The following is a 16,477-nucleotide window of genomic DNA, read 5'->3' as shown; positions in this document are numbered from 1 at the left end:
TCTTGCTGTCGATAAAGGGCCATCAAGTGGTCAGATCTGTGGCCATAATATCAGCCGCTGGCCCGTGAGACCATTAAGAGCCGTCACAGTGCCGGACTCACCCTTTCCCCTCTATCAGCTGCTGCGCAGCCGCGACAGTAGCCGATCCATGGCGCGATAACCGAGTGCCTCGATCAGATGCTCCTTGCCGATGGCCGGTTGCCCCGCCAGATCGGCGATGGTGCGCGACACCCGCAAAATGCGGTGCCAGGCCCGGATACTGAGTCCCAGCTTCTGGATGGCGTTCTCCAGAAACTCGGCATCTTGCGGCGATAATCGGCAAATATCTTCGATTTCACGACTATCCAGCAGATTGTTGAGCTTGCCATTGCGGCTCAGCATCCGCTCCCGCGCCGCCAGCACCCGATCGCGGATCTGCTGGCTCGACTCCCCCCGCTCCGCTTTGCCGGTGAGGCTCCCCTTGGGCAGCAGCGGCACCTCCACCGTGAGGTCGAAGCGGTCGAGAAAGGGGCCGGAGAGCTTGCCGAGGTAGCGCAGGATCTGATCCGGGCTGGAGCGGGTCTGGCCGTCGCCATAGTGGCCGCAGGGGCTGGGGTTCATGGCGCCGATCAGCTGGAATCGGGCGGGGAAATCCACCTGACGGGCGGCCCGGCTGATGGTGATGTGGCCCGTCTCCAGCGGTTCGCGCAGAGAGTCGAGTACCTTGCGCTCGAATTCGGGCAGTTCGTCGAGAAACAGCACGCCATTGTGAGCCAGCGATATTTCGCCGGGGCGCGGGTGGCTGCCGCCGCCCACCAGCGCCACGGCGGAGGCACTGTGATGGGGCGTGCGATAGGGTCTGTGGTGCCAGTGACCGGCGCGCGGGGTCAGGCCACCGATGGAGTGGATGGCGGCGGTCTGCTGCGCCTCCTGCTCGCTGAGTGGCGGCAGAATGCCGGGCAGGCGGCTGGCCAGCATGCTCTTGCCGGTGCCGGGCGGGCCGATGAACAGCAGGTTGTGGCTGCCGGCGGCGGCGATCTCCAGCGCCCGCTTGGCCTGTGACTGGCCGATCACATCCTGCAGATCCGGCACGTCGGGCAGGGCATCCGTGGTTTGGGGATCCGGCAGCGGCAGCTCGTATTGTCCCGCCAGCCAGGCGGTGACGGCCAGCAGCTGGTGGGCGGTGCGCACCTCGGCATCCTGGATCAGCGAGGCCTCTGGGCCGTTCTCCCGCGGTACCAGCAGGGTGCGCCCTGCATCGCGACAGGCAAGCACGGCGGGCAGCACCCCAAGCACGGGACGGATCTCGCCGGTCAGAGCCAACTCCCCTAAAAATTCGTGATTGAGCAGGTATTTTGCCGGTATTTGCTTGGAAGCGGCGAGAATGCCGATGGCGATGGCCAGATCGAAACGACCGCCCTCCTTGGGCAGATCGGCGGGGGCCAGATTGACTGTGATGTGTTTGCTCGGGAACTCGAAGTTGCCGTTGAGCAGGGCGCTGCGCACCCGATCCCGTGACTCCTTCACCGAGGTTTCCGGCAGGCCGACCATGTTGAAGGCGGGCAGGCCGTTGGAGAGATGAACTTCCACTGTAACTTGCGGAGCCGCGATCCCGAGGCTGGCACGGCTATAAACCACAGCTAATGACATAAATCCCGTCCTTGAGTTGATATATGTTCTGACTAACTGCTTGTTGTTGGTTTTTTATTCCAGAGTTCCGGCTGGGGAATAGCCAAAATCAGTGGGTTGTCACATAAAAAAGGCTTGCCCAATAAAAATCACCGTGCTAGTTCTAATAGCCATTCGCGGTTGAAACCGCCCCAATTTCACAGGATTTCCGGTTGTAACTATGAACATGGCCTCCCGTTTCGTCAGCATTATTGTGGTCCTAGTGGTGATTATTATCTCACCGCTCGGGGCTCGTTTAGCTGCACGGAACAAGGGATAGACCCACCACCGGACAGAACGAAACAAGCGACCCCCGAGCCTCACAGCTCGGGGGTTTTTTTTCGACCAAAGGACAGGATTTTCCACATGAACGGCGCGCAGTTTTTGGTACAGGCTCTCAAGAAACAGGGTGTGACCCAGGTGTTTGGTTACCCGGGCGGGGCCATCATGCCGGTCTACGATGCCCTGTATGACGGTGGTCTGGCCCATCAGCTCTGCCGCCACGAGCAGGGCGCCGCCATGGCGGCGGTCGGTTATGCCCGCGCCTCCGGTCAGGTGGGGGTCTGTATCGCCACCTCTGGCCCCGGCGCCACCAATCTGGTGACCGGTCTGGCGGAGGCGCTGCTCGATTCCGTGCCGCTGGTGGCCATTAGTGGTCAGGTGCCCTGTTCCGCCATCGGCACCGATGCGTTTCAGGAGGTCGACGTGCTCGGCATGTCCCTCTCCTGCACCAAGCACTCCTTCATGGTGACCGATGCCGCCGATCTGGGGCGCGTGCTGGCAGAAGCCTTCGCCATCGCCTCCGAAGGGCGTCCGGGCCCTGTGCTGATCGATTTTCCCAAGGATGTGCAGCTGACTGCCGTGCCGCCCCAGAGCCCGCTGTTTGCGGTGGAAGAGCCGGAAGCGCTCAACCCCTCTGAGTTGGCCGCAGCCCGTACCCTGTTGGCTGCTGCCGAGCGTCCGGTGCTCTACGTCGGCGGCGGGGTGGGCATGGCCAACGCAGAGCAGCAATTGCGCGATTTTGCTGCCGTCACCGGCATGCCTGCGGTCACTACCCTCAAGGGGATCGGTGCACTCGACCCCGACAGCCCCGTTTATCTGGGCATGCTCGGCATGCATGGCACCAAGGCCGCCAATTACGCGGTGCAGCAGTGCGATTTGCTGCTGGTGGTGGGCGCCCGTTTCGATGATCGGGTGACCGGCAAGCTGGAGGAGTTCGCCCCCGAGGCCAAGGTAATCCATCTCGATGTGGACGCCGCCGAGTTCGGCAAGCGCCGCGCTGCCGAGGTAGGGATCACCACGGATCTCAAGCGGGTGTTGCCCGCCCTCGCCATGAGTCTCGACATCGACCCCTGGCGTGAACACTGCGCCGCCATGGCCCGCGAATATGCCTTTCGCTACGACCATCCGGGTCAGGCCATCTACGCTCCGGCCCTGCTCAAGCAGCTCTCCGCCCGGTTGCCGGAGACCAGCGTGGTGGCCTGCGACGTCGGTCAGCACCAGATGTGGGTGGCCCAGCACATGCGCTTCACCAGCCCGCGCAACCACCTCTCCAGCGCCGGTCTCGGCACCATGGGTTTCGGCCTGCCCGCCGCCATCGGCGCCAAGATGTCGCGCCCGCAGGATGAAGTGGTGCTGGTGAGCGGCGACGGCTCCTTCATGATGAACGTGCAGGAGCTCGGTACCATCCGCCGTGCCCAGCTCAAGGTGAAGATGGTGCTGCTGGATAACCAGCGCCTCGGCATGGTGCGCCAGTGGCAGGAGCTGTTCTTCGACGGCCGCTACAGCGAGACCATCCTCTCCGACAACCCCGATTTCGTCGCCCTGGCTGCCGCTTTCGGCATTCCGGGTGAGACCATCACATGCAAGGAGCAGATAGCCGGTGCCCTCGATCGCCTGCTGGCAAGCGAGAGTGCCTATCTGCTGCATGTGGCTATTTCAGAGGAAGAAAACGTCTGGCCCCTGGTTCCACCGGGAGTCGCCAACCACAAGATGATGGAGCAACGCCCATGAACCCGCACACCCTTGCCCAGCCAGTATTTGCACAACACACCCTGCATATCCACGCCCAGCCCAGACCCGAAGTGATGGAGCGGGTGCTGCGGGTGGTGCGCCACCGCGGCTTCGCTCTCTGCGCCCTCAACATGGAGCAGGATTGCCAACAGCTGCGGATCACGGTTACTGTCGAGTCGGTGCGTCCCATCCAGCAGTTGTGGAGCCAGCTGGTGAAGCTGGTTGACGTTTCCCGGGTCGATGCACTGGAACAGCAACCCCGGATCAGAGCTTAAGGAGCCAAGCCAATGTCACAGCCTTCCCAATCCGCCTCTCAACCCAAGTACATCTGGTTCAACGGCACACTGGTGCCCTGGCAAGATGCCCAGGTGCACGTCATGAGTCACGCCCTGCACTACGGCTCCTCGGTGTTCGAGGGTGTGCGCGCCTACGATACCCCCAAAGGCACCTGCATCTTCCGTCTGCAGGAGCATACCCGCCGCCTGTTCGACTCCGCCAAGATCTACTGGATGGACGTTCCCTACAGCGAGGCCGAAGTGAATGAAGCCTGCCGCACCGTGGTGCGCGAGAACGGCCTGAAGAGTGGCTACCTGCGCCCGCTGGCCTTTGTCGGCAACGTGGGGCTGGGGCTACATCCGCCGCTGGATGCCAAGGCCGACCTGATGGTAGCCGCCCTGCCGTGGGGCGCCTATCTGGGGGAAGAGGGGCTGAAAAACGGGGTGGATGTCTGCGTCACCTCCTGGAACCGGCTCGCGCCCAACACCATTCCCACCGGCGCCAAGGCGGGCGGCAACTATTTGTCTTCCCAGCTGATCAGCCGGGAGGCCAAGCGCAACGGCTTTGCCGAGGGGCTGGCGCTGGATGTGAACGGCTACCTGAGCGAAGGGGCGGGGGAGAACCTGTTCCTGGTGAAGAACGGCGTGCTGTTTACCCCGCCCGCTACTGCCGCCATCCTGCCCGGCATCACCCGTGACACCATCATGACGCTGGCCCGTGATCTCGGTTACGAGGTGCGCGAGCAGGCGCTGCCCCGCGAAGCCCTTTATGTGGCGGACGAGATCTTCATGACCGGCACCGCCGCCGAAGTGACCCCGGTGCGCTCCGTCGATCGAATGAAGGTGGGCGCTGGCAGCCGTGGCCCGGTGACCGAGCAGCTGCAAAACGCCTTCTTCGGCCTGTTCAACGGCCAGACCGAGGACAAGTGGGGCTGGTTGACCCCAGTCAACGACTGATGAGAGAGGGGAGGCGCTATGCCTCCCCGAGTCGCTTCCGGTGAGGGCACTGCGCGGTGCCCTCACCAGGATCGATTCCCGATCCGAGAGTCACTTTTTCATTTCCAAAGATAATGAGCCCGCTGGGCATTCAGGGAGTAGAGACAATGCCGAAGTTGAGATCCGCCACCACCACCCACGGACGTAACATGGCCGGGGCCCGCGCCCTGTGGCGCGCCACCGGAATGACCGATCAGGATTTCGGCAAACCCATCATCGCCGTGGTCAACTCCTTCACCCAGTTTGTGCCGGGCCACGTCCACCTCAAGGATCTGGGTCAGCTGGTGGCGCGGGAGATCGAAGCCGCCGGCGGCGTGGCCAAGGAGTTCAACACCATCGCGGTGGATGACGGCATCGCCATGGGCCACGGCGGCATGCTCTATTCGCTGCCATCGCGGGAGCTGATCGCCGACTCGGTGGAGTACATGGTCAACGCCCACTGCGCCGATGCCATGGTCTGCATCTCCAACTGCGACAAGATCACCCCGGGGATGCTGATGGCCGCCCTACGCATCAACATCCCGGTGATCTTCGTCTCCGGCGGCCCGATGGAAGCAGGCAAGACCAAGCTCTCCGATCAGATCATCAAGCTGGATCTGGTGGATGCCATGATCCAGGGGGCCGACCCCAAGGTCTCCGATGCCCAGAGCGAACAGGTGGAGCGCAGCGCCTGCCCCACCTGCGGCTCCTGTTCCGGCATGTTTACCGCCAACTCCATGAACTGCCTGACCGAGGCGCTCGGCCTCTCCCAGCCGGGCAACGGCTCCATGCTGGCGACCCACAGCGACCGCGAGCAGCTATTCAAGCTGGCGGGTCAGCGTATCGTGACGCTCGCCAAGCGCTGGTATGAGCAGGATGACGAGACAGCCCTGCCGCGCAATATCGCCACCAAGGCGGCGTTCGAGAACGCCATGGCGCTCGATATCGCCATGGGCGGTTCCACCAATACCGTGCTGCACCTGTTGGCGGCGGCGCAGGAGGCGGGTGTCGACTTCACCATGGCCGATATCGACCGCATGTCCCGCAAGGTGCCGCAGCTGTGCAAGGTGGCGCCCTCTACCCAGAAGTATCATATGGAAGATGTGCACCGCGCCGGCGGCGTGGTAGCGATTCTGGGTCAGCTGGAAAAAGCGGGTCTGGTGCATGGCGATACCCGCACTGTGCTGGGTTGCTCCCTCGTCGAACAGCTCAATGAGTATGATGTCAGCCGCCAGCCGAGTCAGGAGGTAGTGGACTTCTACCGCGCCGGGCCAGCCGGTATTCGCACCACCAAGGCGTTCAGTCAGGATTGCCGTTGGCCGGAGCTGGATCTGGACCGTGCCGAAGGGTGCATCCGTTCGCTGGAAAATGCCTACAGCCAGGAGGGCGGCCTCGCCGTGCTCTCCGGCAATCTCGCGCTCAACGGCGCTATCGTCAAGACCGCCGGGGTGGATGAGGAGAACCTCACCTTCCGTGGCCCGGCCCGGGTGTTCGAGAGCCAGGAGAGCGCGGTGAGCGGCATTCTGGACGGCACAGTGAAAGCGGGCGAGGTGGTGGTGATCCGCTACGAAGGGCCGAAAGGGGGCCCGGGCATGCAGGAGATGCTCTACCCCACCACCTATCTGAAATCCATGGGCCTCGGCAAGGCGTGCGCCCTGATTACCGACGGCCGTTTCTCCGGCGGTACCTCGGGTCTCTCCATCGGTCACGTCTCGCCGGAGGCCGCTTCCGGCGGCACAATAGGTCTGGTGGAGGATGGCGACATCATCAGTATCAATATCCCGGCCCGCAGCATGGTGCTGGAGGTGGCCGACAGCGTGCTGGCCGCCCGCCGCGTTGCCGTCGAGGCTCGTGGCTGGAAGCCGCTCGATCGTCAGCGTCAGGTCTCCTTTGCCCTGCGCGCCTACGCCATGTTTGCCACCAGCGCCGATAAAGGTGCGGTGCGTGATCGTTCGATGCTGGGGGAATAAAGATGAATTCCAATATGAAATATGAGCAATCGACCCGATTGGTCGGTCTTTGCGCCGACAAAGGGTTGGTGTGGCGCGATCGTTCGATGCTGGGGGAATAAACCATGGTCTCTGCGGCTGATTATCTACGCAAGGTGCTGCTCTCACCCGTCTATGAGGCGGCGCGGGTCACCCCTTTGCAGACCCTTAAAAAGTTATCCGAGCGGCTCGGCAACCACGTCAGCCTGAAGCGGGAGGATCTGCAACCGGTTCACTCCTTCAAGCTGCGTGGCGCTTATCACAAGATCGCCACCCTGACTCAGGAGCAGAAAGATCACGGCGTCATCGCCGCCTCTGCGGGCAACCACGCCCAAGGGGTCGCCCTGTCTGCCGCCAAGCTCGGCATCAAGGCGATCATCGTGATGCCCAAGACCACGCCGGACATCAAGATCGATGCGGTGCGCCGTCAGGGCGGCAACGTCATGCTGTTTGGCAACAGCTTCGATGAGGCTTATGGCGAGAGTCGCCGCCTCGCCGAACTGGAGGGCTACACCCTGATCCCGCCGTTTGACGACGTCGAGGTGATTGCGGGGCAGGGCACCATCGGCAAGGAGCTGCTGGATCAGGACATTCATCTCACCCACGTATTCGTGCCGGTGGGGGGCGGTGGTCTGGCCGCCGGGGTGGCGGTCTATATCAAGCAGCTGCTGCCGGATGTGAAGGTGATCGGGGTGGAGGCGGAAGGCTCAGCCTGCCTCAAGGCGGCCATGGCGGCGGGCGAACCGGTCAATCTGGAGCGCGTTTCGCTGTTTGCCGACGGGGTGGCGGTCAGGCGCATCGGCGAGGAGACCTTCCGCCTCTGCAACCAGTATCTGGACGAGGTGGTAACCGTCTCCAACGACCAGATCTGCGCCGCACTGAAAGACATCTTCGACGACTGCCGCGCCATTGCTGAGCCGTCGGGGGCCCTGTCGCTGGCGGGCCTCAAGGCCTACAGCGAGCGGGAGCAGGTCAAGGGCGGGCGGATGGCGGCCATTCTGTCCGGCGCCAACGTCAACTTCCACAGCCTGCGCTATGTGTCGGAGCGCTGCGAGATCGGCGAGAAGCGCGAGGGCATGCTGGCGGTGACCATCCCCGAGCGCAAGGGGGCCTTCCTCGACTTCTGCCGTCAGCTTGGTCCCCGCATGGTGACCGAGTTCAACTACCGCTACGCCGATGCCGAGCAAGCCTCGCTGTTCGTCTCGGTGCGCCTCACCGGCGGTGACGAGGAACTGGGCCAGATCATCGATCAGCTCGGTGGCAACGGCTATCCAGTGGTCAACATGACCGAGAGTGAGCTGGCCAAGAACCACGTGCGCTATATGATTGGCGGCCGCCCAGCCCGGCCTTTGGGCGAGCGGCTCTACAGCTTCAAGTTTCCGGAGCAGCCGGGCGCTTTGATGCGCTTTCTCGAGACCCTCGGTTGCCGCTGGAACATCAGCCTGTTCCACTACCGCAACCACGGCGCCGACTACGGCCGGGTGCTGTGCGCCTTCGAGCTGCCGGATGAGGACGTGGCGGCTTTTCACGACTACCTGCACGAGATTGGTTACGGCTGGAAAGAGGTGAGCGACGACCCCGCCTACCGGCTGTTTCTGGCCAGTTGACGGGTCAATGACGGAGGAGGGGGGCCAAGGCCTCCCTCCTCTTTTCAAGATGGCGGCCCCATGACCGATGGTTTTTGCAGCGGAGAATGTAGCCAAGCTCACACTCCTGGTGGCTTGGTCATTTGAGGCTGCGTTCGGATGGGATACCCTGATTGACGGAGAGGCCGCCTGACGGCTTCACACAGGGATAGTGCGCACTCAGGCGCCCATAACGACTTATTGCAGAGGCGAACATATGAATAAATCCATGCTTGCGGTATTGGTCAGTGGTTTGCTGGCGGCCGGGGCCGTGCAGGCCGCCGCTCAGGACAATACCTGGTATGTCGGTGGCAAGGCCGGTTGGTCGAACTATTACGGTGTTGATCACAACGAGTATGCCGAGGCGATTTCCCAATCCCTGGGCAATACCAGCGAGAACACGGATGATCTGGGACTGGGCCTGTTCGCCGGTTACCAGCTCAACCCCAATCTGGGCTTCGAGCTGGGTTATGACTGGCTCGGTAAATATGAAGGCAAGGCGGGGACTGGTAGCAATACCCTCAATACCGAAGCCAAAGGCCAGATGATTCAGGCCACCATGAAGATCAGCTTCCCGGCCACCAATGTGCTCGATCTTTATGGTCGACTGGGTGGTGCTTATGCCTGGACTGAAAATGAAATCAGCTTCGCCAATGTCAGTGAGACTGGCAAGAAGCATGGTGCCGCCTTCGTCGGGGCGCTGGGTGCCGAATACACCATCGATCGTGACTGGGCTGCCCGTCTGGAGTACCAGTACACCACGCCGCTGGGCGATACCTCGCTCGATCGCTCCGGCATCGAGCTGGATAACGGTCTGATCTCGTTCGGCATGCTCTATCGCTTCGGCCAGCAAGGGGGCGAGGTTGCCGCACCGGCGCCTGCTCCGGCTGCCGAACCGGCCCCTGCGGTTGTGGTGGCGCCCAAGACCTTCAGCCTGAGTTCCGATGTGCTGTTCGAGTTCAACAAGGCGACCCTGAAACCGGCGGCCAATCAGGCGCTCGATGCCCTGTTTAGCCAGATTGTGGCGGCCAATCCGAAAGATGGCGTCGCGACTGTGGTGGGTTATACCGACCGCATCGGTTCCGACAACTACAACTTGGCCCTCTCCGAGAAGCGCGCCCAGAGCGTGGCCAGCTATCTGGTTTCCAAAGGCTTGTATGCCGACAAGGTGCGGGTCGAGGGTCGTGGCAAAGCCAACCCGGTCACTGGCAACAGCTGTGCCAGCCGTTCCAAACAGGAACTGATCGCTTGTCTGGCACCGGATCGCCGGGTGGAGATCAATCTGGAAGGGGTGTCCCAGCCCGCTCAATAAGCCGAGCGACGGGATCGATAAACGAAAAACGGGAGGCCAGGCCTCCCGTTTTCTATGGCGTGCACTGCGATGCTGAGCGTCAGAGCCCGAACAGCGGGCGCAGGCGAATGCCAATCAGGCTGCCAGCCAGGGCCATCAGCATCCAGACCCAGCCGTGCAGGCTGCCGGACGCCGTGCCATCGAAGAAGCCGCCGAGGTTGCAGGCGGCGTACATGGCCCCCATCCCCATCAGCAGGCCGCCAATGATGGATGCCAGACTGTTGCCGAGCCGCATCGGGGCGAAGTTGCCGCCACCGCTCAGGCAGCGCGCCAGCATGGCCCCCAGAATGCCGAGCCAGAACATGCCGACCATGGGGTTGATAAAGAGCGGCTGGGCCAGTTTCGGGTTCCCCTCGAACAGGCCGAACAGGGAGGCACCGCGTAGCGCCATGTCATAGACGGCGCCGGTGATGGTCCAGGCCGAGCCGTGCAGGGCGACCACGGCAGAGTTGAGCAGGGCGATGATGATGCCGCCGGTCAGCACGGTGAAGCGGCCATCGCGCCAGAACAGGTTTCCGCCACTGAAGAGGGGCTTGAGCTCGCCAGTGCGCTTGAGTTCGCTGTTGCGAAACAGCATGAACAGCACGGCAACCAGCGCCAGGTTGAGCAGCATGCCGCTCCAGATGTTGCCGGTCAGATCCTTGGCCAGCACTACCTGGCTGGAGAAGGTGGCGGTCAGCTCGGGGCGGAACTGGTTGCTGATGAGGGTGCCGATGCCGTAGCAGATCAACACCAGCCAGAAGCGGGGTTGCCCCTCGCCACAGCAGTAGAGCGTGCCGGTGGCGCAGACGCCTGCCAGCTGCATGCCGATGCCGAACAGGAAGGCGCCGACAATAAAGGGAATGCCGATAGCCATCACGTTGCCCACCATGGCATCGCCAAACAGGGCGTGGCTAAAGGAGAGGAAGCAGGTGAACAGCAGAATTTCGATGGCGATGGTGAGCAGGTGAACCCGCACATAGTAGCTGTTGCGCTTGGTCAGCATTTCGCGCCAACCAAAGACGATACCGAAGCGGCTGAAGGAGAGGGTGAAGCCGAATCCGAATCCGATCAGGGCCATCAGAGCCCATTTCATACCAAAGGTGTTGCCTAGCCAGAGTAACGCTCCCCCCGCGAGTGCCACGATGGGGAGCGACCATTTTCGAGTCATGTCAGTTGATCCTTGCAGTTGGTTTTTTAGAGGGGCGGATCCTATTCCCTCATGGAGTCCAATGCTACCCATTTTGCCAACGCAGAGGAAAATGGCGGCGCTGACGCCCGTCAGCGCCCCGGATCAGTGGCGGGGGGTGTCGAGATGGAAGTGACGAGTCTGCCTGGTCAGGATGCGGGCGTGCTGGGCGACCATGGTCGCCTCTTCGGCGGCGTGACTGGCGCTCTGGTTGACCTCGGCCGCCAGCCGCGACATCTCGCCGACCTGATGGTGGATCCCCTGCACCAGCCGGGTTTCATCGGTCATCAGCTGATCGACCTGAGCGATGCGCTGGTTGATCTCCTCGCAGCTCTGCGCTATCCGGGCGACGCTCTGGCCTGCTGTCATCGCGTGGGCGACCGCCTGTTCGACCCGGGTCAGCTCGGTATCCATCTCGCTGGCGGCACGCAGGCTGACATCCTGGATCTTGCCGATGATGGTGTTGATCTCGGTGGTGGCACTGCCGGTGCGGGTCGCCAGCGAGCGCACTTCATCGGCCACCACGGCAAAACCGCGCCCCTGTTCGCCCGCTCGGGCGGCTTCGATGGCGGCATTCAGTGCCAGCAGATTGGTCTGTTCCGCAATGCCATGGATAGCGCCCGCCAGCCCGGCAATCTGCTGCGAAAGACCGGCCAGATCCGAAATGGTGCGCGAGACCCGCTTCACCCCCGCTGCTTGCTCCTCGATCACCTGTTCAACGGTGTGAATAGCGTGAGTGGCTTCTTGTGCGCGGGTGGCGGACTGCAGGGTTTGCTCCCCAACCTGATGCAGCTGGCTACCCGCCTGCTCGATGGAGTGGGTGAGCTGTTCGATGGCCTGCTCGATATGGTGGGCCGCCCCGACCTGCGCCTGACTGTCATCGGCGTGCCGTTGCGCCATCGACGTCAGGTTGGTGGCGCGCTCATCCAGCGTACTGGCGCTGCGCTGCAGCGACTCCACCAGGGTGGCAAGCTGGTCACGCATGGCCCCAATCTGGCGGATCAGCTCGCCAATGGCGTCGAGGCCCGGCTCCGGCATGGGGCGATTCAACTCCCCTTCGGCGATGGCGGCGGTGGCCTTACCGGCGGCCAGCAGTCGCTGCTGGGTGGGGCGTCCCAGCCAGAAGATGAGCCCGGCCCCCAGCAGTGCGGCGCACAACAACAGGCCGTAACAGAGTCGGGTGGTGTTGGCGAGATGGGCCATCTGTTCGGCGGCATACTGGTTGCCGCTGATGACGGTGGCGTCCACCCCGAGCCGATGGGCGTTATAGAGGGTGTGCAGACGCGCGGCAATCGCACCCGCCTGTGTCAAATCGCCCGCCTTGATCGCGGGGACAAACTTGGCGTTGAGCAGTTGCCAGAACAGCTCTCCCTGTACTTTTTGCTCCCCCAGTAGCCGCTCCCTGAGGGGCTCGTTTAGATTGCTCTCTTGCCAGAAGCGGTTGCGGCTCTCGAACTCTTGTTGCAGCCGAGCGAGGGTTTGCAGCAGGGCCTCCCGCTCCTCCGGTTTGGCATGGAGCAGGGTGTAGACCTGCAACTGGGATTCGATGAGGTAGAGGGGCGGCGGCAGAATATCGGCCACCACGTCCTTTCCCTGTCCCATCTGGTCGGCTGCGCTCCTGACCGAGTAAAGTCCGAAAAAGCTGATGGAGATCAGCGTGATAATAACTATGACCCCCAGAATTTGGCTAAAAAGCAGGGATCTGTCGTGAATGTGCTTGAGCATGCTGCCTCCATTCGGCTCCGTTCATGGATAGCATAGCTCTCTGGCGGGATGATGCGACTCGGTTGTGACCAGTTGATGGCGCGTCGGCTCTGAGGCATGGGTGGTCGCTGTCAGGAAGGGGTGGGTGGCATAAAAAAGAACCCCGGCTGATGAGCCGGGGTCGAGGGGGGCGGGGAGGTGTCAGGTCCGGCTTGGCGCGGCTCTGCCGCTGCGCAAGCCATCGAGGCTGAACAGCACCAGCGCGCTCCAGATGCAGGCGAAGGTGAGCAGCTTGTCCATCGCCAGCTCCTCGCCATAGAGGGTGACGGCGAGGATGAACATCATGCTGGGGCCAATGTACTGGAAGAAGCCCAGGGTGGAGAGCTTGAGCCGGGTCGCGGCGGCGGTGAAGCAGAGCAGGGGGGCTGTGGTGACGGCGCCTGCAGCGATCAGCAGCAGGTTGAGGTGCCAGTCGTTCTGGGTGAGATGGCTGGTCGGACTGTCGGCAAAGCCCCACAGATAGATGGCCGCTGGCGGCAGCATGATCATGGTTTCGATCAGCAGACCGGTGAGGGCATCGAGGGCCAGTTTTTTGCGCACCAGACCATAGATGGCGAAACTCGACGCCAGCACCAGCGCAATCCAGGGCAAGGAGCCAAAGGCGATGAGCTGGATCGCCACCCCGGCAAAGGCCAGCGCCACTGCCCACCACTGCAGGCGGCGCAGCTTCTCGCTCAGAAACACCATCCCCAGCAGCACGTTGAACAGCGGGTTGATGTAGTAGCCGAGGCTGGCATCCAGCATGTGACCGTTGTTGATGGCCCAGATGAACAGCAGCCAGTTGCCGCCGACGGTGACCGAGGTAAACGCCAGGGTCAGCAGCACTTTTGGCTGGCGCAGCACCGCTTGCACCTTGTGCCACTGACGGCCTGCCAGTGTCAGCACCATCAGCAGCACGCAGGACCAGATCATCCGGTGGGTCAGGATTTCGGCGGCCGGGACGGCAGAGATGGTCTTGAAATAGATGGGGGCTATGCCCCAAAGGGTATAGGCGCACAGGGCGTAGATGACGCCCTGACGCTGGATCTGTTGCGGCATGCGGATGACCTTTACTGAAGCGTTGGATGCGGGAAAACATCGCAAAAAATCAGTGTAGCGATCCTTTTGCGGGGAAAGAAGCGAATAAACGAAGTTTGAGGGGAAGGAAGCGAGTGGCTGGCCGGTCAGCCTTTACCGCGGCGGATCTTGTCGACATCCATCAACAGCCACAACATCAGGGCGATGGCGGAGATCCAGGGGCCCCAGGTCACGTAGGCCTCGCCGTGCCCCAGCACGAAGAACAGCAGGGGCAAACCGATCACCAGAAAAAGTACGCTTCCCAGAAAAAATAGCATTTTTGTCTTTATATTTAACATGTTGGCTTTTTTGTCATTATAAGGATTGGGGCCGGTGATGGAAGGCCAAAAATGCAAAAGGGGGATTTCTCCCCCTTTTTGATCCGGTAGTGCTGCTTTATGGCGTTACTCCAGCTGGATCCAGGTGCTTTTCAGCTCGGTGTACTTCTCCAGCGCGTGCAGTGACTTGTCGCGGCCATTGCCGGACTGCTTGAATCCGCCAAACGGCATGGTCATGTCGCCACCATCCCAGTTGTTGACGAACACGGTACCGGCGCGCAGGGCGCGGGAACCCTTCACCGCCTTGTTGAGATCCGCCGTCCAGATTGCCGCCGCCAGCCCGTAGTCGCTGTCGTTGCCAAGGGCAATGGCCTCTTCCAGCGTATCGAAGCCGGTCACCGCCAGCACAGGGCCGAAGATCTCTTCGCGGAAGATGCGCATCTCGGGGGTCACGTCGTCAAAGATGGTGGGCTCGATATAGAAGCCGCCACTCTCCATATTGGTGCGGTTGCCCCCTAGCAGCAGCTTGGCTCCCTCCTGCTTGCCAATCTCGATATAGCGCAGCACCTGCTCCATCTGGATGTGATCCACCATGGCGCCGATGCGGGTGGCAGGGTCGAGCGGGTTGGCCGAGATCCACTCGCGGGCATGGGCCAGCAGCCGCTCCATAAATTGCGGTTTGATGCTGTTTTGCACCAGCAGGCGAGAGGCGGCGGTGCACACCTCGCCCTGGTTGTAGAAGATGGCGCCAGCGGCGCTCTTGGCCGCGGCGTCCAGATCCGGCGCATCCGCCAGTATGATGTTGGGGCTCTTGCCGCCGCACTCCATAAAGGCGCGCTTGAGGTTGGACTTGCCGGAGCACTGCACCAGATGCTTGCCGATCTTGGTTGAGCCGGTGAAGGTGATGCAGTCCACATCCATATGCATGGCCAGCGCCTCGCCCACGGTGTGGCCAAAGCCCGGCAGCACGTTGAACACACCGTCCGGAATGCCCGCCTCCTTGGCCAGACCCGCGATGCGCAGGGCGGTCAGCGGGGATTTTTCGGAAGGCTTGAGAATGACCGAGTTGCCGGTAGCGAGCGCCGGGCCCAGCTTCCAGCAGGCCATCACCAGCGGGAAGTTCCAGGGCACGATGGCGGCAACCACCCCGAGCGCTTCGCGGGTCACCAGCGCCAGAGCGGACTCCTCCACCGGGGCGACCTGATCGTAAATCTTGTCGATCGCTTCGGCGTTCCAGGCGATGCAGTTGGCGGCGGCGGGGGCATCATAGCCCATGGCATCGCCGATGGGTTTGCCCATATCCAGCGACTCCAGCAGCGCCAGCTCTACCTTGTTCAGGCGCATCAGCTCGGCGAAACGCTGCATGATCTGCTTGCGCTGTTTCGGGGCCAGCCCGCACCAGCGTTTGTCCTCGAAAGCGGCACGGGCGGCCTGCACCGCCAGTTCGGCATCGGCGGCATCGCAGGCCGCCACCTTGGTCAGCAGCTTGCCGTTGGCCGGGTTGATGCAATCGAAGGTGGCGCCATTGACGGCATCCCGATAACTGCCGTTGATAAAGGCTTGCGAGGGCAGGGTCAGATGGGAGGCCTTGTGTTGCCACTGGGCCAGGGTCAGGTCACTCATGTTCACTCCTTGAACCGGCAAAAGTCAGTTTCCGCGTATCAATATGCTAAACATCCTGCCGCTTGTAAATCCATCTTGTAACAATTCATTAAACATTGGCCCCTGGCCGACGCGCGTCTGAATGTCAGAAACTGGCGGGGGTGTTGGCCGAAATCAGCACGCACTCCTGCTCGCCGCTATTGCGAAAACGGTGGGGGGTGCGGCTGTCAAAGTAGTAGCCATCCCCGGCGCCCAGCAGGTAGAGCTGCTCGCCCACGGTCACTTCAACTTCGCCCTTGATGACGATACCGCATTCTTCACCCTCGTGGCTCAGCATGTCGTCACCGGTGTCGGCGCCCGGTGGCAGCACCTCCTGCAACATGCCGATGGCGCGGTTGGCACGGCTGTGCCCGACCAGCCGATAGCTGATGGGATGAGTGCCGAGATCCGGCATATCCGCGGCGCGGAAGATCACTTCGGTGCCCATTTCGGTCTCTTCGGTGAAGAAGCTGGCCAGCGACATGGGGATGCCTTCCAGCACCTTGCGCAGGGAGGCGACAGAGGGGCTCACCTGATTTTTCTCGATCTGGGAGATAAATCCGTTGGTCACACCGGAGCGCTTGGCCAGCTCGCGCTGGGAGAGGGCTGCCTTGGTGCGAACCGCCTTGAGGCGGTGACCGATATCCATCTATAGACACTCCTTGACTGTTTACTATTATTAAAATTGTGTTAAAT

At 62.2% G+C, this 16,477-nt stretch carries 13 protein-coding genes; 6 read left to right on the top strand and 7 right to left on the bottom strand.

The features are described 5' to 3' along the window. Positions 1–114: 114 nt before the first annotated feature. Complete coding sequence (locus tag OKC40_RS00660; protein ID WP_270793821.1) at positions 115–1,629, bottom strand: YifB family Mg chelatase-like AAA ATPase; 1,515 nt, start codon at positions 1,627–1,629, stop codon at positions 115–117. 384 nt (positions 1,630–2,013) lie between these two features. On the opposite strand from OKC40_RS00660, the gene ilvG reads away from it, so the two are divergent. From ilvG to ompA, 6 genes are all read left to right on the top strand, one after another. Further along, positions 2,014–3,660 (top strand): acetolactate synthase 2 catalytic subunit, encoded by a 1,647-nt coding sequence (gene ilvG / locus OKC40_RS00655; RefSeq protein WP_270793820.1) that lies wholly within the window; start codon positions 2,014–2,016, stop codon positions 3,658–3,660. After that, positions 3,657–3,935 (top strand): acetolactate synthase 2 small subunit, encoded by a 279-nt coding sequence (ilvM, locus tag OKC40_RS00650; protein ID WP_270793819.1) that lies wholly within the window; start codon positions 3,657–3,659, stop codon positions 3,933–3,935. The genes ilvG and ilvM overlap by 4 nt, the downstream gene beginning before the upstream one ends. A gap of 12 nt (positions 3,936–3,947) precedes the next feature. Next, the gene (locus OKC40_RS00645; protein ID WP_270793818.1) at positions 3,948–4,892 is read left to right on the top strand and encodes a branched-chain amino acid transaminase; all 945 of its coding nucleotides are present in this window, start codon (positions 3,948–3,950) and stop codon (positions 4,890–4,892) included. A gap of 146 nt (positions 4,893–5,038) precedes the next feature. Continuing rightward, a complete protein-coding gene (ilvD, locus tag OKC40_RS00640; RefSeq protein ID WP_234664094.1) occupies positions 5,039–6,880 on the top strand; it encodes a dihydroxy-acid dehydratase in 1,842 nt (613 codons plus the stop codon). Positions 6,881–6,984: 104 nt separating this feature from the next. After that, positions 6,985–8,505: a threonine ammonia-lyase, biosynthetic gene (gene ilvA, locus OKC40_RS00635; protein WP_042062445.1), complete on the top strand. Its 1,521-nt coding sequence runs from the start codon at positions 6,985–6,987 to the stop codon at positions 8,503–8,505. 235 nt (positions 8,506–8,740) lie between these two features. Continuing rightward, the gene (gene ompA, locus OKC40_RS00630; protein WP_075111940.1) at positions 8,741–9,835 is read left to right on the top strand and encodes a porin OmpA; all 1,095 of its coding nucleotides are present in this window, start codon (positions 8,741–8,743) and stop codon (positions 9,833–9,835) included. A gap of 79 nt (positions 9,836–9,914) precedes the next feature. On the opposite strand, the gene OKC40_RS00625 is transcribed toward ompA, so the two are convergent. The 6 genes from OKC40_RS00625 to OKC40_RS00600 form a co-directional block, all read right to left on the bottom strand. Beyond that, positions 9,915–11,024, bottom strand: coding sequence for a YeeE/YedE thiosulfate transporter family protein (locus OKC40_RS00625; protein WP_232254368.1), 1,110 nt, complete (start codon positions 11,022–11,024; stop codon positions 9,915–9,917). Between the two features lie 123 nt (positions 11,025–11,147). Then, positions 11,148–12,767, bottom strand: a complete 1,620-nt coding sequence (locus OKC40_RS00620; protein WP_075111939.1) for a methyl-accepting chemotaxis protein — start codon at positions 12,765–12,767, stop codon at positions 11,148–11,150. A gap of 180 nt (positions 12,768–12,947) precedes the next feature. After that, a complete protein-coding gene (gene rarD, locus OKC40_RS00615) occupies positions 12,948–13,844 on the bottom strand; it encodes an EamA family transporter RarD (protein WP_042657341.1) in 897 nt (298 codons plus the stop codon). Positions 13,845–13,969: 125 nt separating this feature from the next. Next, positions 13,970–14,140 (bottom strand): hypothetical protein, encoded by a 171-nt coding sequence (locus OKC40_RS00610; RefSeq protein ID WP_005341999.1) that lies wholly within the window; start codon positions 14,138–14,140, stop codon positions 13,970–13,972. Positions 14,141–14,266: 126 nt separating this feature from the next. Next, positions 14,267–15,763 (bottom strand): aldehyde dehydrogenase, encoded by a 1,497-nt coding sequence (locus OKC40_RS00605; protein ID WP_075111938.1) that lies wholly within the window; start codon positions 15,761–15,763, stop codon positions 14,267–14,269. Between the two features lie 124 nt (positions 15,764–15,887). Beyond that, on the bottom strand, positions 15,888–16,430 hold the full coding sequence (locus OKC40_RS00600) for a cupin domain-containing protein (protein WP_075111937.1): 543 nt from the start codon (positions 16,428–16,430) through the stop codon (positions 15,888–15,890). Between the last annotated feature and the right edge of the window lie 47 nt (positions 16,431–16,477).

The sequence above is a fragment of the Aeromonas sp. QDB11 genome (assembly GCF_027705265.1).
Taxonomy (GTDB): domain Bacteria; phylum Pseudomonadota; class Gammaproteobacteria; order Enterobacterales; family Aeromonadaceae; genus Aeromonas; species Aeromonas allosaccharophila.
This window is presented reverse-complemented; position numbering and strand designations above follow the sequence as displayed.

Excerpts from the sequence above, each read along its gene's own strand:
- OKC40_RS00600 (WP_075111937.1), bottom strand. The coding sequence starts at position 16,430 with ATGGATATCGGTCACCGCCTCAAGGCGGTTCGCACCAAGGCAGCCCTC.
- OKC40_RS00605 (WP_075111938.1), bottom strand. The coding sequence starts at position 15,763 with ATGAGTGACCTGACCCTGGCCCAGTGGCAACACAAGGCCTCCCATCTG.
- ilvG (WP_270793820.1), top strand. The coding sequence starts at position 2,014 with ATGAACGGCGCGCAGTTTTTGGTACAGGCTCTCAAGAAACAGGGTGTG.
- rarD (WP_042657341.1), bottom strand. The coding sequence starts at position 13,844 with ATGCCGCAACAGATCCAGCGTCAGGGCGTCATCTACGCCCTGTGCGCC.
- OKC40_RS00620 (WP_075111939.1), bottom strand. The coding sequence starts at position 12,767 with ATGCTCAAGCACATTCACGACAGATCCCTGCTTTTTAGCCAAATTCTG.
- ilvD (WP_234664094.1), top strand. The coding sequence starts at position 5,039 with ATGCCGAAGTTGAGATCCGCCACCACCACCCACGGACGTAACATGGCC.
- OKC40_RS00645 (WP_270793818.1), top strand. The coding sequence starts at position 3,948 with ATGTCACAGCCTTCCCAATCCGCCTCTCAACCCAAGTACATCTGGTTC.
- OKC40_RS00610 (WP_005341999.1), bottom strand. The coding sequence starts at position 14,140 with ATGCTATTTTTTCTGGGAAGCGTACTTTTTCTGGTGATCGGTTTGCCC.
- ilvA (WP_042062445.1), top strand. The coding sequence starts at position 6,985 with ATGGTCTCTGCGGCTGATTATCTACGCAAGGTGCTGCTCTCACCCGTC.
- OKC40_RS00660 (WP_270793821.1), bottom strand. The coding sequence starts at position 1,629 with ATGTCATTAGCTGTGGTTTATAGCCGTGCCAGCCTCGGGATCGCGGCT.
- ompA (WP_075111940.1), top strand. The coding sequence starts at position 8,741 with ATGAATAAATCCATGCTTGCGGTATTGGTCAGTGGTTTGCTGGCGGCC.
- ilvM (WP_270793819.1), top strand. The coding sequence starts at position 3,657 with ATGAACCCGCACACCCTTGCCCAGCCAGTATTTGCACAACACACCCTG.
- OKC40_RS00625 (WP_232254368.1), bottom strand. The coding sequence starts at position 11,024 with ATGACTCGAAAATGGTCGCTCCCCATCGTGGCACTCGCGGGGGGAGCG.